Origin of the sequence: Sphingopyxis sp. (assembly GCF_036675685.1) — a bacterium.
In the GTDB taxonomy this organism is placed as follows: domain Bacteria; phylum Pseudomonadota; class Alphaproteobacteria; order Sphingomonadales; family Sphingomonadaceae; genus Sphingopyxis.
In genome coordinates this window covers 1-15,440 of sequence record NZ_JAKFEM010000053.1, presented here as the reverse complement: position 1 = coordinate 15,440, position 15,440 = coordinate 1, and the positions used below count along the sequence as shown (strand labels likewise).

At 66.1% G+C, this 15,440-nt stretch carries 11 protein-coding genes; 8 read left to right on the top strand and 3 right to left on the bottom strand.

The annotated features are described in order from the left end of the window. Window positions 1–13: 13 nt before the first annotated feature. From V6M50_RS18225 to V6M50_RS18190, 8 genes are all read left to right on the top strand, one after another. Window positions 14–1,603, top strand: a complete 1,590-nt coding sequence (locus V6M50_RS18225) for a CHASE domain-containing protein (RefSeq protein WP_332820002.1) — start codon at window positions 14–16, stop codon at window positions 1,601–1,603. Continuing rightward, window positions 1,590–5,216 carry a hydantoinase B/oxoprolinase family protein gene (locus V6M50_RS18220; protein WP_332820001.1) on the top strand — a complete coding sequence of 1,209 codons (3,627 nt, stop codon included), beginning with the start codon at window positions 1,590–1,592 and terminating at the stop codon, window positions 5,214–5,216. The genes V6M50_RS18225 and V6M50_RS18220 overlap by 14 nt, the downstream gene beginning before the upstream one ends. Before the next feature lie 115 nt (window positions 5,217–5,331). Further along, window positions 5,332–6,006, top strand: a complete 675-nt coding sequence (locus V6M50_RS18215) for a DUF969 domain-containing protein (RefSeq protein ID WP_332820000.1) — start codon at window positions 5,332–5,334, stop codon at window positions 6,004–6,006. Next, window positions 6,003–6,941 (top strand): DUF979 domain-containing protein, encoded by a 939-nt coding sequence (locus V6M50_RS18210; protein WP_332819999.1) that lies wholly within the window; start codon window positions 6,003–6,005, stop codon window positions 6,939–6,941. Before V6M50_RS18215 ends, V6M50_RS18210 begins: the two co-directional genes overlap by 4 nt. Before the next feature lie 145 nt (window positions 6,942–7,086). Beyond that, entirely contained in the window at window positions 7,087–8,079 is a 993-nt protein-coding gene (locus V6M50_RS18205; protein WP_332819998.1) for a DUF2891 domain-containing protein, read from the top strand. 87 nt (window positions 8,080–8,166) lie between these two features. Further along, the gene (locus V6M50_RS18200) at window positions 8,167–9,171 is read left to right on the top strand and encodes a LacI family DNA-binding transcriptional regulator (protein ID WP_332819997.1); all 1,005 of its coding nucleotides are present in this window, start codon (window positions 8,167–8,169) and stop codon (window positions 9,169–9,171) included. Window positions 9,172–9,293: 122 nt separating this feature from the next. Further along, a complete protein-coding gene (locus V6M50_RS18195; RefSeq protein WP_332819996.1) occupies window positions 9,294–10,037 on the top strand; it encodes a hypothetical protein in 744 nt (247 codons plus the stop codon). Between the two features lie 81 nt (window positions 10,038–10,118). Beyond that, window positions 10,119–12,302: a S9 family peptidase gene (locus tag V6M50_RS18190; protein ID WP_332819995.1), complete on the top strand. Its 2,184-nt coding sequence runs from the start codon at window positions 10,119–10,121 to the stop codon at window positions 12,300–12,302. A gap of 28 nt (window positions 12,303–12,330) precedes the next feature. Here V6M50_RS18190 and V6M50_RS18185 read toward each other — a convergent pair whose 3' ends face one another. The 3 genes from V6M50_RS18185 to V6M50_RS18175 all read right to left on the bottom strand — a co-directional run bounded on the left by V6M50_RS18185 (window position 12,331) and on the right by V6M50_RS18175 (window position 15,182). Beyond that, the gene (locus tag V6M50_RS18185; protein WP_332819994.1) at window positions 12,331–13,011 is read right to left on the bottom strand and encodes a hypothetical protein; all 681 of its coding nucleotides are present in this window, start codon (window positions 13,009–13,011) and stop codon (window positions 12,331–12,333) included. 573 nt (window positions 13,012–13,584) lie between these two features. Beyond that, window positions 13,585–14,049, bottom strand: a complete 465-nt coding sequence (locus V6M50_RS18180; RefSeq protein ID WP_332819993.1) for a HEPN domain-containing protein — start codon at window positions 14,047–14,049, stop codon at window positions 13,585–13,587. Continuing rightward, entirely contained in the window at window positions 14,049–15,182 is a 1,134-nt protein-coding gene (locus V6M50_RS18175; protein ID WP_332819992.1) for a DUF262 domain-containing protein, read from the bottom strand. The genes V6M50_RS18180 and V6M50_RS18175 overlap by 1 nt, the downstream gene beginning before the upstream one ends. Window positions 15,183–15,440: the final 258 nt, after the last annotated feature.

Below are 15,440 nucleotides of genomic sequence, written 5' to 3'. Positions count from 1 at the left end.
GGCAGATCGGCTGTTGGCGCTGCTGGTCCGGTTCGTCGGGCTGGTCATCCTTCTCGCGGCGCTCGCCGCCGCCGCCGCGAGTTTCCTTTACAATCAATCGGACGAGGCCGACCAGGCCGCGCTTGTCGCGACGCAGGTCAACATGCGGCTGCGCGATCATGTCACGGTGCTCGAGGGGGTGCGCGCGCTCTATCAGTCCGACAGCGCCGCAAGCGGGCCAGGCATCCGCGCCTATCTGGCCGCCCTTCGGCCGCAGATCCAGGCGCCGGGCATGGAAGGCGTCGGCATCGCCGCCGCGATGCGCGCGGCGACGCCCGCCGCGCTCGAGGCCAAGCTGCGCGAAAATTACGGCGAGGACATCAAGGTCTGGCCCGCGACCGATCAACCGATCGGCTTCGCGGTCGTCCTGGTCGAACCCTATACGCCGCGCCGCCACGTCGCGCTGGGGTTCGACATGTACAGCGAACCGGTGCGGCGCGAGGCAATGCGCCGCGCGTGGCAGACAGGCCAACCAGCGGCAAGCGGCATCGTCCAGCTCGCGCAGGAAAAAGCCGCCAAGGTCAAGCAGCCCGGCTTCCTGATCTATGTTCCCGTCTATACCCGGGAGCCTGAGGGACCGGGGTCCAATACCGTTGCAACGGCCCGCGGCGTGCGTCCGGTCGAAGCCTTCGTCTATGCGCCTTTCCGGACCCGGGACATGATGACCGCCGTGCTCGGATCGCAGCTCGACGGGATCGACGGGATCGAGGTTTATGCCGGCAAGGGGCCGTCGGCGCCGCTCGTCTTTAGCAAGGGCAAGATGGGCTGGGACGCGCATGAACAGACGTTGCGCGTGGCCGACCGGCGGTGGACGATGCGTATTTCCTATGGCCGCTTGCTCGAACGGCTGGGACGCCCGCTCGCCATCTTGCTGTTCGGCGTCGCACTCGCGCTGCTCGCGACCCAGCTTCACCGCGTCCAGCGGCGGCGGCTCAATGCCTTTCAGGCACTGGCGGCGCAACGCGCCCGCCATGCCGAGGACCGCGAGCTGATGATCGGCGAGATGGCGCACCGGATGAAAAACGCCTTCGCCCGCATCGGCGCGCTCGCGCGCATCACGCTGCGCGAATCCGAAAGCCTCGAGGATTTCGAGACCAGGTTCGACGGCCGGATGCGCGCGCTGTCGGACGCCAAGCAGATGCTGGTCACCGGCGCGGTCGATAGCGTCGATCTTGGCCGGATCGTTCACCGCGAACTCGAACTCGCCGGCCGTTCACCCGAGCAGCTCGCCGCGGTCACCGGCCCCGAGGTCCGCCTCGACGACGAAGGCGCGCAGGCGCTCTCGCTCGCAATCCACGAATTCGTCACCAACAGCATCAAATATGGCGCGCTCGCGGGCGAGGGCGACCTCGCGGTCGGCTGGCGCCGGATCGGCGAAGACATCGAGCTCAGCTGGGTCGAGAGCGGTCTTCCCGAAACACCCCACATCGACTGCGAAAGTTTCGGCACCCAGTTCATCCGCACCTTGATCGAGCGCCAGTTGAAGGGCAGTTGGGATCGCAATGCCGCCGACCACCGCCTTGCCATCACCATCCGCTGGCCGGACCGCGATGCCCCCGCGTGAAGCCAAGGGTCCTGACCCTCGCTGGCAGATCTGGATCGACCGCGGCGGCACCTTCACCGATGTCGTCGCGCGGTCGCCCGATGGCGCGGTCGTCACGACCAAATATCTCAGCGAGGATCCCGCGCGCCCCGGCGACGCCGCGGTCAATGCGATCCGCGACCTCACCGGTGCGGGCGAAGGCCCGCTGCCCCCGCTCGCGATCCGCATGGGATCGACCGTCGCAACCAACGCGCTGCTCGAACGCAAAGGCCAGCCGACCCTTCTCGCGATCACGCGCGGCTTCGGCGACGCACTCACCATCGGCTATCAGGACCGGCCCGATCTTTTCGCGCGCCGCCTCGACCGCATTCCGCCGCCGCACGCCGAGGTTGCCGAAATCGCCGAACGCGTCGGCCCCGACGGCGACATCCTGCTCGCGCTCGACGAAGCGGCCGCCCGCGCGTCGTTGCAAGCCGCACGCAGCCACGGCCTCACCAGCATCGCGATCGTGCTGATGCATGGCTATCGCTACCCCGCGCATGAAAAGCGCATCGCCGAAATCGCACGCGAAACCGGCTTCACCCAGATCTCGACCAGCCACGATGTCAGCGCGCTCATCAAACTGATCGGCCGCGGCGACACGACGCTCGCCGACGCCTATCTCTCGCCCGTTCTCCACCATTATGTCCGCCAATTCGTCGCGCAGCTCGGCGAGGGCGTGGACCCGCAGTTCATGAAAAGCTCGGGCGGCCTCGCGTCCGCATCCGCCTTTCACGGCCGCGACGCGATCCTCTCGGGTCCTGCGGGCGGGATCGTCGGCATGGTCGGCAGCGCCGCGCCGCTCGGCAAGACCCGCCTCATCGGCTTTGACATGGGCGGCACCTCGACCGACGTCAGCCATTATGCCGGCCGCCTCGAGCGCGACAACGAAACCATCGTCGCCGGCACGCGCATCCGCGCCCCGATGCTGCGCATCCACACCGTTGCAGCGGGGGGCGGATCGATCTGCCGCTGGGACGGCGCGCGCCTGCTCGTTGGCCCCGAAAGCGCCGGCGCCAATCCCGGTCCCGCCGCCTATGGCCGCGGCGGGCCATTGACGGTCACCGACTGCAACGTCCTGCTCGGCAAGATCCAGCCCGGCCATTTCCCGAAGCTCTTCGGCCCGAACGGCGACCAGCCGCTCGACCGCGACGTGGTCGTGCAGAAATTCGCCGCGATGGCCGCCGAGGTCGGAGGCATCACTCCCGAAGCGCTCGCCGAAGGCCTGCTCGCCATCGCGGTCCAGCAGATGGCGAACGCGATCAAGCGCATCACCATCGCGCGCGGCCACGACGTGACGCAGGGTTACAGCCTCGTCGGCTTCGGCGGCGCGGCGGGGCAGCATGTCTGCCTCGTCGCCGACGCGCTCGGCGTCGACGAAATCCTGCTCCACCCGCTCGCGGGCGTGCTATCGGCCTATGGCATGGGCCTCGCGCGCCCGTCGGCGATCCGCGAGCGCACGCTGGGCCTCAAACTCAATGCAGACTGCGCCGCCGCGCTCGCCGAAGTCGAAACCGAACTCGGCACCCAGGCCCGCGCCGACCTCGCGCCCGAAGCCGAAACCACCCGCGAAACCCTGCTTTTCGTCCGCCTCGCCGACAGCGACAATGCGATCGAACTCGCGCTCGCGCCGCCTGCCGACGTCGCCACCGCCTTCGCCGCCGCCTTCCGCCAACGCTTCGGCTATGCGCCGCACGATAACCTCGTCGTCGACCGCATCCGCGTCGAATTGACCGAGGCGGGCGATGCCCCCGCCACCTTGCCCGCAACCGCACCGGTCGCCGACACCGCCCCCGAAACCGTCGTCGCCTGGCTTTCCGGCGCGCCCCACGACGTCCCGCTCCACCAGCGCAGCGCGCTCGCGCCCGGCCGCACCATCGCCGGCCCCGCGATCATCATCGACGCGCTTTCAACGACCATCGTCGAGCCCGGTTGGCGCGCCGTGGTCCAAAGCGAGGGCACATTGCTCCTCGCCCGCACGCGAGCGGGCGGGACGCAGATCGTCGCGATCGACGACCTCGCCCATCCCGACCCCATCCGCCTCGAAATCTTCAACAGCCTGTTCATGGCGATCGCCGAGGAAATGGGCGGCGCGCTCCAGCACAGCGCCTCGTCGATCAACATCCGCGAGCGGCTCGATTTCTCCTGCGCATTGTTCGACGGCGCGGGCCGCCTCGTCGCCAATGCGCCGCATATGCCCGTGCACTTGGGCTCGATGGGCGAAAGCGTGCGCACGATCCTGCGCCAGCGCGGCGCCGGCGCGGACGGCCTCGCGCGTGACGGCCGCGGCCTCCGGCTCGGCGATGCCTACGCCCTCAATGCCCCGTACGACGGCGGCACCCATCTCCCCGACATCACCGTCATCATGCCGGTGTTCGTCGATGAAGCCGACGTCCCCGCTTTCTTCGTCGCCGCGCGCGGCCATCACGCCGACCTCGGCGGCATCGCGCCGGGATCGATGCCCCCGGGCAGCCGCAGCATCGAGGACGAGGGCATCCTCTTCGACAATATGTTGATCGTCGACGATGGAAATTTCCTCGACGAGGCCGTCGCCGCACACCTCGTCGCGGGCGATTGGCCCGCGCGCAACCCCGCGCTCAACATCGCCGATTTGAAGGCGCAGGTCGCCGCCTGCCAACGCGGCGCGAGCGCGCTCGCCGACCTCTCGGCCGCGCACGGCGCCGCGACCGTCGCGGCCTATATGGCGCACGGTCAGCGCCAGGCCGAAACCGCGGTCCGCCAACTGATCGCCCGGCTCGACGATGGCGCCTTCCGTTACGCGATGGACAATGGCGCCGAGGTCGTGGTCGCGGTGAAAATCGACCGCGAGGCTCGCCACGTCACGATCGATTTCACCGGCTCCAGCGCCACCTTTCCCGACAATTTCAACGCCCCGCTCCCCGTCGTCCGCGCCGCCGTGCTCTATGTCCTGCGCACGATGCTCGACGACCCGATCCCGATGAACGAGGGTTGCCTCGCCCCCGTCACCCTGATCGTCCCCGAAGACTCGATGCTCAGCCCGCGCTATCCCGCCGCGGTGGTCGCGGGCAATGTCGAGACGAGCCAGGTCATCACCGACGCGCTGTTCGCGGCGTTCGGCGCAATGGCGCCCGCGCAGGGGACGATGAATAATTTCACCTTCGGCAATGATGCGCACCAATATTATGAGACGATCGCCGGCGGATCGGGCGCGGGCCCCGGCTTCGACGGCACCAGCGTCATCCAGACGCATATGACCAACAGCCGCATGACCGATCCCGAGGTGATGGAAACCCGTTTCCCCGTCATCGTCGAGGAATTTTCGATCCGCAAAGGCTCGGGCGGGGCGGGTCGCTGGCACGGCGGCGACGGCGCCACCCGCCGCATCCGTTTCCGCGAACCGATGGCGGCGAATATCCTCGCGAACCGCCGCAAGATCGCCCCCAGCGGCCTCGCTGGCGGCGCCGACGCCGCGCCGGGACGCAACTGGGTCGAGCGCGCCGATGGCAGCGTAGAGATGCTCGGTGCGACGGGGAGTGCCGAGCTTCAAGCGGGCGACGCCTTCGTGATCGAAACGCCGGGCGGCGGCGGTTATGGGGAAGCGGAGAGGGAATAATTTGCAATCGGCTCTGCCCAAAACTTCGTCATTCCCGCGAAGGCGGGAACCCAGCGAGCAACCGTTGCTACTGGGTTCCCGCCTTCGCGGGAATGACGAAGAGAGGACGTAATCCATGCTCGTCCTGATCGGCATCCTCATCATCATCGCGGGCTTCGTGCTCCGTTTCAATCCGCTGCTCGTCATCATGGCCTCGGCGCTCGCGACGGGGCTTGCCGCGGGGCTCGACATCGCGGCGATCATCGCGGCGTTCGGCAAGGCGTTCAACGACACGCGCTATGTGTCGATCATCTGGATCGTCCTCCCGGTCATCGGGCTGCTCGAAGCGTACGGCCTCCAGCAGCATGCGCGCAGCCTGATCGGACGCATTCGTTCGGGCGCAGTCGGCGGCCTCCTCATCGGTTATCTCCTGATCCGCCAGATCTTTGCAGCCCTCGGCCTGACCTCGGTAGCCGGCCATCCCCAAACCGTCCGCCCGCTCGTCGCGCCGATGGCTGAAGCCGCTGCCGAGGCACAGAACCCTGCGCTCACCATAGCCCAGCGCGAGGAAGTCAAAGCCTACTCCGCCGCCACCGACAATATCGGCCTGTTCTTCGGCGAGGACATTTTCCTCGCGATCGGCTCGATCCTGCTGATGAAAGGCGTGCTCGACGGCTATGGCTATCAAATCGAGCCGCTCCACTTCTCGCTGTGGGCGATCCCCACCGCGATTGCCGCCTTCGTCATCCACAGCTTCCGCCTCTGGCGTCTCGACAAGCGGATGCGTGCGCCCGCGGAGCGCGGCGCATGATCACGCTCGGCTTCGTCTATGTCCTCGCGGGCCTGACCTTCGCGCTCTTCGCCGCGCTGGGGGTCGCCGACCGCGGCAATCCGAAACGCTTCGGCAACGCCGCCTTCTGGGGCCTGCTCGCGCTGTCGATGCTCGGCGGCGACGCGCTCGGCGATTTCGGCAACGGCCTCCTCGTCCTCGCGCTCGTTGCGATCGCCGGCACCGGCCAGATCGGCCGCCCCCCTGGCGGCGACGTTCCGCCCGAGGTGCAGGCCGAACGCGCCGCCCGCCATGGCCCGTTCCTCCTTCTCGTCGCGCTGATCATCCCCGCGGTCGCGCTCGCGGGCACCTTCCTCTTCAAATGGCTTCCCGGTCTCGCCGATCCCAAGCAGGCAACGCTCATTTCGCTCGCGATCGGCGTGCTCATCGCGCTTGGCGTCGGCATGGCCCGCCTCAAACCACCTTTGCTCCTTCCCGCACAGCAAGGCCGCCGCCTGCTCGACGCGGTCGGCTGGGCGGCAATATTGCCGCAGATGCTCGCGAGCCTTGGTGCGGTTTTCGCACTCGCCGGTGTCGGCGAAGTCGTCGGCGACCTCATCGGCACCGCAATCCCCGAAGGCAGCCTGTTCGGCGCGGTCCTCGCCTTCGGGCTCGGCATGACGCTGTTCACCATGGTGATGGGCAACGCCTTCGCCGCCTTCCCGGTGATGCTCGCCGCGGTCGGCATGCCCCTGCTCATCAAGCAATATGACGGCGACCCCGCGGTCGTCGCGGCGATCGGCATGCTCGCGGGCTTCTGCGGCACGCTGATGACCCCGATGGCGGCGAACTTCAACCTCGTCCCCGCCGCGCTGCTCGAACTCAAAAACCCTTATGGCGTGATCAAGGCGCAGGTCGGGACTGCGTTGCCACTGCTTGGCGTGAATATCCTCTTCATTTGGCTGTTCGCGTTCTGATTGTTTCCTCCGTTCGTCCTGAGGAGCCATTGAGCTTGTCGAAATGGCGTCTCGAAGGACCGCGACAGGCTCAGCCCCTCCTCAGGACGAACGGCATCGGATGTCGCTCTCGACTTCGCTCGACACGAACGGGTAACGAAAGGAAATGACCACCCTCACCCCCGACCATGCCGCCCGCTTCGCCACCGCGACCCTCGCGCACCTCGGCCGCGAATATCCGTACAAGATGGACCTCGTCCTGAACGGACCCGAGGACGCCAAACCGCCGCGCGAGCATCACCCGATCTTCCACGGCAGCTTCGACTGGCACAGCTGCGTCCATGGCTGGTGGCAAGTCCTGCGTCTCGCGCGCCGCTTTCCCGGCCTCGTCATTGCCGCCGACATCCGCGCCCGCGCCGACGACATGCTCGTGCCCGAAAAGGTCGCGGGCGAACTGGCCTATCTCGATCGCCCCAACGCCGCGGGCTTCGAGCGCCCCTATGGCTGGGCATGGCTGCTCGCGCTCCATGCCGAGGCCAAGCGTCACGACGCGCCGTGGGGCGACGCGCTCGAACCGCTCGCTGCCGCCTTTGCCGCGCGCTTCCACGCCTTCCTGCCAAAGCTCACCTATCCGCTGCGCGTTGGCACCCATTTCAACATCAGCTTCGCGCTCCTCCTCACGCGTCACTGGGCCGAAAGCCGCGACCCCGCGCTCGTGACGCTGATCGACGCCCGCGCCCGCGACTGGTTCGGCGAGGACCGCGACTGTCAGGCGTGGGAACCCGGCGGCGACGAATTCCTCTCCTCGGCGCTGACCGAAGCGCATCTGATGGCGGTCGTGCTCGGCGACGATTTCCCCGGCTGGTTCGACGCCTTCCTCCCGCGCGCGGCGCAGGAACAGCCCGCGACGCTCTTCACCCCCGCGACCGTCTCCGACCGCAGCGACGGCAAGATCGCGCATCTCGACGGCCTCAACCTCAGCCGCGCCTGGTGTTGGCGCGCGATCGCCAGCGCGCTCGGCCCCGCGCATCGCGTCAGCCGGGTCGCCGAAGCCGCGGCGCAGCGGCACCTCGACGCCGCCCTCCCACACGTCACTGGCGACTATATGGGCGAACATTGGCTCGCAAGCTTCGCGCTCCTCGCGCTAGATGGGCTCTAAGGGGGACACACCGCCCTTCCGATTGACAAGCCCGGCCCTCGCAGCGAGAGACGGCGCAAGGGGAGAGAGGCCGAGGTGAACGGAAAGATGATACGCCCGACATCGTTCGACGTCGCCGAGCGCGCCGGCGTGTCGCAATCGACCGTGTCGCGCGCGCTCCGCAACAGTCCCGGCGTCAATGCCGAAACACGCGCGCGCGTTTCCGCCGCGGCGCGCGAACTTGGCTATGTCGTCGACCGCCACGCCTCGTCGCTTCGCTTGAAAAGCAGCGAGACGATCGCGCTCGTCACCATCTGTCGCCCCGGCGAGGACCGCAGCGCGATCAATCCCTTCTATTTCGCACTGCTGGGCAGCATCGCCGCCGCCACCTCGGCGCGTGGCTTCAACCTGCTCGTCTCCTTTCAGGAGAACGCCGACAATTTCCGCGCCGACTTCGTCGCCTCGGGGCTCGCCGACGCGATGATCGTCATCGGCACCACCAGCAACCGCGCGGCATGGGACTATTTCGCCGGCGCGCAGGCGTCGGGGCTCGACTTCGTCTGCTGGGGCAGCCCGGGTAGCCCGTTTCACTGGATGCGCAGCGAAAATGACATCGGCGGTCAGCTCGCCGCCGAGCATTTCGTGCGTGACGGCCGCCGCCGCATCGCCTTCGTCGGGCCGCAGCAGTCGCCGCAGCGCCAGTTCGACGAGCGGCGCGACGGCTTTTCGGCCGCGCTCGCCGCGCACGGTCTGACCGCGATCGTCGCCGAGCCGCCCGCCGCCGCCGACCGCCACGCGCAGGGTGTCGCCGCGGTGCAGGCGCTGCTCGAAGCGCATCCCGACACCGACGCGATCTTTGCCGCCAGCGACATGCTCGCGCTCGGCGTTCTCCAGGGCCTCAAGGAGGCGGGGCGCAGCGTGCCGGGCGACGTCGCGCTGATCGGCTTCGACGGCATCCGCGCCGGGACGCTCGCCGACCCCGCGCTCACCACGCTCGAACCCGACCTCGACGCAGCGGGCGAGGCGCTGGTCGCCATGGCGCTCGAGGATGACGAGCGCACGCGCAGCGGCACGCGTATCCCCGTCCGCCTCGTCGTGCGCGGCACCGCCTGACCCCAAGCCCGTCCGCCTTGCCGCGAACGGCGGCTGAACAGGGCGTTGTGATCGCGGTCACCGCAATCGCGCCAACTCCGCGGAATATAGGCAAGACTCGCTCTCGAAGGGACCGAAAGACCGTGCGACACCTGCTCGCGGCCGCCGCCGCAATCCTGCTCCTCGCCCCGGCCGCCGGCGATGCGCGCGTCGTCCCGCTGCCGGGGACGCAACCCCAACGCACCGTCCCCCAACAGGGGCGCGAGACCTACCGCTATCGCTGCGATGTCGAGCAGAAGCTGAAGGGGGGCATCGTCTCGCTGACCCGCCTGTACACCGACGAAGGCAAGCGCGACGCCGGCGACTTCATGCACTGGAACCTCGCCGGTTATGACCCGTCGCGCCCACGGCGGCCGCTCGAACTCGAGCTTTCCTATATCTGGGACCCGTCGCGCCAGCCCGCGGTCGAGCCGCGCAAGATCGAGGTCAAGCTCCGCGTCGGGCTCGACACCGACCTTCCCGAAGTCGCGCTGATCCAGATGCAGCGCCCCTTTCCGGTCGAGCCCCATGGCATCGTCGGCAGCACCGCGCTCTCGACGCAAATCTTTCCCTATGGCGCCCACAATATGAAGGACGGCCATGGCGACCTCCCGCTCGGCGACCTGCTCGCCTATGCCGAAGGCTATGACACGCTCGACTGGACGCTGATCCGCCCGTCCGACCGGCTCGGCGGCGACAAGGAGCTGGCGCGCGGCACGATCGATACCGCCGCGCTGCGCGAGGCGGTCGCCGCGCTCCCCGGACTGCGCAAAAGGCTCGCGGTCAAGACTGCCGATCCCAAGGCGCGGTGCGAACGCGTCCTGTGGCCCGAACACATCCTCTATTGACCGCAGCAGGCCACCCCGCCGTTGACCGCCATGCGGGAAAGTTACAGACCCGCATGGTCTGGCAACAAGGGACTGGTTTTCATGCGCAAATTGGCAATATTCGGCGCGAGCTTTCTCGCGCTTACCCCGCAGCTGAGCGTCGCTCAGGAAGAGCAAGCGTCGACCGAATCGCCACCGGAACCCGAAGCTGGCGCCCCCGCCGCCATGTCGGCTTCGGCCGCAGGCAGCGCGCGCAAGGGCCCGGAGCGCCGCCTCACCGGCGCTGACCTGTTTGACCTGTCGATCGCCGCCGACCCGCAGATCAGCCCCGACGGCCGCCACATCGCCTATGTCCGCCGCGCCAACGACATCATGTCCGACCGCGCGGTCAGCTCGATCTGGCTCATCGACACCCAGACCGGCGAGGAAACCCCGGTCGCCGGCCGCCAAGGTGGTGCCTTCTCGCCCCGCTGGTCGCCCGACGGCAAGCGCCTCGCCTTCGCCTCGACCGAGGGCGGCAGCGCGCAGCTCTGGGTGCGCTGGATGAACGGCGGCGAAGCCGTGCGGCTCACCGGCCTTCCCACCAGCCCGTCGAGCATCGCCTGGTCGCCCGACGGCCGCTCGATCGCCTACACCATGCTCGTCAAGGACGAGGGACCGAAGTTCGGCGCCGCGCCCGCGAACAAGCCCGAGGGCGCCAAATGGGCCGAGCCGCTCGAGATCCGCGACCTCCTGACCTACCGCGCCGATGGCGAAGGCTATGTCGAGCCGGGGTTCGAAAAGATTTTCCTTGTGCCCGCCACCGGCGGCTCGCCGCGCCAGCTGACCTTCGGCCCCTATCACGATACCGGTCCGGTCAGCTGGTCGCGCGACGGCCGCACGCTCTATTTCAGCGCGAACCGCCGCGCCGACTGGGAGAATGATCCGGTCGAAAGCGAGGTCTACGCGCTCGACGTGACGGGCGGGCAGGTCACCCAGCTCACCGACCGCAACGGCCCCGACGCGAGCCCGCTCGTCTCGCCCGACGGACGGCTGATCGCCTATGTCGGCTTCGACGACGCCGGCCGCGCGTACGAGAACAACAATCTCTATGTGATGAACCGCGACGGCTCGGGCCGCCGCAACCTCACCGAAAATTGGGATTTCAGCGCCGATGCGATCCTCTGGGACGGCGGCAGCGGCGGCATTTACGCCCAGTACGACGACCATGGCGAAACCAAGGTCGCGCGCATCGGCCTCGACGGATCGGTCCGCGACGTTGCCAAGGGCCTGTCGGGCGGCGGGCTCGACCGTCCTTACTCGGGCGGCAGCTTCTCGGTATCGGCGGCGGGCGCGGTCGCCTTCACCGGCGGCACCCCGACGCGTCCCGCCGAAGTCCAGCTCGCGCGCGGCGGCTCCGCGCGGATGCTCACCGACCTCAACCGGTCCTTGCGCGAAGTGAAGGCGCTCGGCGAAGTCCGCAAGATCACCGTGGCGTCGAGCCACGACGGCAAGCCGATCGAGGGCTGGCTCACCCTGCCCCCCGGCTACACCGAGGGGCGCAAGGTCCCGCTGATCCTCGAGATCCACGGCGGGCCCTTCGCGGCCTATGGCCCGCATTTCTCGACCGACAACCAGCTCTACGCCGCCGCGGGCTACGCCGTCCTCTCGGCCAACCCGCGCGGCTCGACCAGCTATGGCGAGGCGTTCGCGAACGAGATCGACAAGGCCTATCCGGGCAATGATTATTTCGACCTGATCAGCATCGTCGACCGCGCGGTCGAACTCGGCGTCGCCGATCCCGATGCGCTGTTCGTCACCGGCGGTTCGGGCGGCGGCGTGCTCACCAGCTGGATCGTCGGCAAGACCAAGAGGTTCAAGGCCGCGGTGACGCAAAAGCCCGTGATCAACTGGACGACGCAGGCGCTCACCGCCGACGGCCCCGCCTTTTTCGGCCGCTACTGGCTCGGCGCGATGCCGTGGGAAAAGCCCGAACTCTTCTGGGCGCGCTCGCCGCTCTCGCTCGTCGGCAATGTCGAGACCCCGACGCTCGTCGTTGTCGGAGCGGAGGATTATCGCACCCCGGTCAGCGAATCCGAACAATATTATACCGCGCTGCGCCTGCGCGGCGTGCCCACCGCGCTCGTCAAGGTGCCCGGCGCCAGCCACGGCGGCATCGCCGCGCGCCCTTCGCAGTCGGCCGCCAAGGCATCGGCGATCCTGGCGTGGTTCGAAAAATACAAAAAGGGCTGGACCCGCCCGGCATCGGGCACATCGGGCACATCGCCCGCGACACCGGCGAACTGATCGCGCCCCGAGGGAGGCGCGCGGTGCATCACGCCGTCGGCGGCGGCAGCTGCTTCGGCGCCTCCCGGGCCATCTGCTCCGCCCGGTCGAGCGCCTCCAGCTCGGCCTCGCTCAGCGGCATGTGCTGCCCGCACGTCACGCAAGGCGGGTGAAAGCGGCGCTTCATCCGGCGGGTCTGCATCACCATCGCAATGCGCTTCAGCAGCACCGCATCGGTCTCTTCCTGCGTCGCGATATGCCGCCGCTGCTTCACGCCATCCTGGAACACAATCCCGCTTTTAAATTCGGCGCGGTCGATGAAGCGATACCGCACCGCCTCGGGCAGCACGAACGCCTCGGCCTCCTCCGGCGTCAGCGCGCGCCCGAGCGCCCCCGACAGGTCGCCGCGCTTGATCAGCATCGCGAGCAGCGAGTCCGACGGCACGATCCGCCGCTCGACCTCGCGGCCATCGCGGATCACCACCGTCTCGCGCCCCTCGACCGCGCGCTGATAGGCAACCGCCTCCAGCCCGCGCAGCGCGTTGGCGAGCGCTTCGACGCACGCCCGGTCGAACGGCGCGAACAATTTGCGCGATCGGTTCACCGTAGTCCGGCTGACCCCCGCCACCCGTGCCGCGTCGGTGACGCATCCCGTCTGCGCCAGCAAAGCCAGAAACGTCCGCGTCCGCGCCTCGGTCCACCCACCCTCGCGAGGGCGGAGCCCGGGCATGAAGGGATTCTCTATCCTCCCCTCCCGCAAGCGGGAGGGGCAGCGAGACTTGCCAGCTTGCTGGCTAGTCGCAGCGGGGTGGGCACCAGCACCCTCACGCAAAGCCACCTGCTTCCCCGCCTTCCCCCTCGAAACCCGCTCCATCTTACGCCCCATAGCTCCATCTCCCGAATCACTTGGAATGAATCGGAATAATTTTGAACCTATTTGGATAATGTAGGAAAGAGTTATCTTGGGGTTCTTCTGTCATTAGCGGAGACGCAGGAATTCACCCACATATCACAAAATCAATCATTTAACGAAAGCCACGTGCTGCGCGATGTGCTGCATTATCTAATATTCGCACGCAGAGTAGAACTGAGCTCGCACTCTATTCTTTCACAGCCTCGTAAAGTGACCGTCCAAGCTCCGTCGGCAATATGTAGAGGCGAAGCGCAGCATGCGATTGCACGAACTTCCGCCAGCCAATTCGTCGGTTGGGGTCAGCGCCCGGCATTGGAAGATGCCGAGGACCATCGCGCCTGCCTCCTGAAAATTCCGAAACTTCTGCCGTATTAACGCCAACAATCGAATCTATTTCGTGGCGAGGACGACTGCATCAATCATGCGCTTCGCCCCGCCCAATAGCTGGAGCGCTCGCACGTCAGTGACGCCTGCATTGCCGCCGTGAGCAATGGTGTTTCTCAAACCATAACAGGAGTTCACCAGCTCCTTGACGTCTGGATTTGCGACAACAAAAGCGTCGAACGCCTTTTGCCACGCGCTGTCGAATCTATTAAGCAGATCAGAAGTCGCAACCGTGTCGAGGTTTTTGCCATATTTGAAGTAGGCGGCTACAAAATTTAAGACCTTGGGATGCGCGCGCGAGCGCAGTCGCTCCATTATAATGATCTCTATTGATCGTTCGATGTATCCGCATATACGCACCGTTGCGAAGCGATACAGCTCTGCCTTCACCATCTCTGGTGCTTGGGCACCGCTAGAACCGCGAATGAATGCGTCCACGGCGGCAAAACGGCTATCCAGCTGGAGCTGCATCAAATACTCGCGAACGCAACTTCCGCTATTTCCATTCGCTTTTTAACAGTTTCCTCGTCGGCCGTCGATCGCTCCCAGCGCCGCCTAAAATCGGCGTCTAACAGGAGGGCATCGTATGCCTGTTCGACTGCGCCAACGGACGGCTGCGTGCCGTTCTCGAGGCGCCTCGCAAGTCCCACCATAACGCCGTCGAAAACTGCGGCGTTGAAGCTTCTAACCGGTCGAAACGCTCGGGTCCCTACAGCCTCATCAATTAGCTTGATCGCCTGACGAAAAAGCTCTTCGAGCGCTTCCAGCGTTTTTTCGTCAGCCTTATTCATCTTGTCAGTAAAATCATTCAGAAATGTGGACATAGGCCGACTGTATGAGCCTATGTCAGCGTAAAGTCCGAAAAATCGAACGATTAGCTCTTGGTCTTTCGCTCGCTTGTTCTCGGGACCGAACACCGATCGCCAATGTGGATCGTCATTCAAAGATTTCACAATCCGATTGAATTTACCTTGGCTGATGCAGTTCCGAATTTCCTGAGGAGATAATCTTATACCTCCCGTATTTATCCGCTCGAATACGAAATATACGCTATCCAACGCATTCGCGGGCTTGTCTTGCTGAAATATCGTGGTGTGGACAATCGAATCATCCAGCTTAAGCTTGTCCGATGTATCTAGGTCATCGTATGTTTTATTGATCCAAGGCTCCGAAACGCCGATCAATCGGAATTTCTTCTCACCGAATAGGCCCTTGTAAAACGCTTGCAGCGTCCGCAATCGCTGCTGCCCGTCGATAACTAGGTGCCGATTCGTCTCGATTTCTTTATAAAGAAAGATTCCGGGCACGGGCAAACCCATCAAGAGGGATTCAATGAATTTCGACGAGTGCCTTTGCGACCACACGAAGCGCCGCTGGAATTCGGGGATGCGGAACGCCTCACCTTCCATGCGCTTGACTAGGCTATCGACCGTATAATCTGCCCCGTAACTCGTGATCGTAAATTTGCGAGTACCGCCCTCCTCAAGGAGAGATTCGTCGTCGATGCCTTCGTTCAATGCGATTTGGTACTCATCGTTCGATGCGACTTGGTCGTCGTCGTCGTCGCCTGCACCTTTGCCGCCAAACAGGTCACCGCTCACCATTTCGAATCCCCTCATCGCCCGACACCGAGCGTCGAAACATATTAGCCCGATATTTCCGCAAATCAAAAATCGGTATATTTATACGTGGGGCACCTCTGACCGTCTGCGCCACCCCCACCCCCTTGCATTTCCCACCCCCCGGCGTAAGGCGGCGCCAACATAAACCCGCGCGTGCGACTCCCGTTGGCCCCGCTCTCCCGCTTCGCCTTCGGACAGTCATTCCCCGCCGCGCCAACATGGGGACTGCAATCCTATGAC

What these genes read in the sequence shown, in the direction of transcription:
- V6M50_RS18220 (WP_332820001.1), top strand. Translation starts at nt 1,590, where the DNA reads ATGCCCCCGCGTGAAGCCAAGGGTCCTGACCCTCGCTGGCAGATCTGG.
- V6M50_RS18200 (WP_332819997.1), top strand. Translation starts at nt 8,167, where the DNA reads ATGATACGCCCGACATCGTTCGACGTCGCCGAGCGCGCCGGCGTGTCG.
- V6M50_RS18175 (WP_332819992.1), bottom strand. Translation starts at nt 15,182, where the DNA reads ATGGTGAGCGGTGACCTGTTTGGCGGCAAAGGTGCAGGCGACGACGAC.
- V6M50_RS18190 (WP_332819995.1), top strand. Translation starts at nt 10,119, where the DNA reads ATGCGCAAATTGGCAATATTCGGCGCGAGCTTTCTCGCGCTTACCCCG.
- V6M50_RS18185 (WP_332819994.1), bottom strand. Translation starts at nt 13,011, where the DNA reads ATGCCCGGGCTCCGCCCTCGCGAGGGTGGGTGGACCGAGGCGCGGACG.
- V6M50_RS18215 (WP_332820000.1), top strand. Translation starts at nt 5,332, where the DNA reads ATGCTCGTCCTGATCGGCATCCTCATCATCATCGCGGGCTTCGTGCTC.
- V6M50_RS18205 (WP_332819998.1), top strand. Translation starts at nt 7,087, where the DNA reads ATGACCACCCTCACCCCCGACCATGCCGCCCGCTTCGCCACCGCGACC.
- V6M50_RS18210 (WP_332819999.1), top strand. Translation starts at nt 6,003, where the DNA reads ATGATCACGCTCGGCTTCGTCTATGTCCTCGCGGGCCTGACCTTCGCG.
- V6M50_RS18180 (WP_332819993.1), bottom strand. Translation starts at nt 14,049, where the DNA reads ATGCAGCTCCAGCTGGATAGCCGTTTTGCCGCCGTGGACGCATTCATT.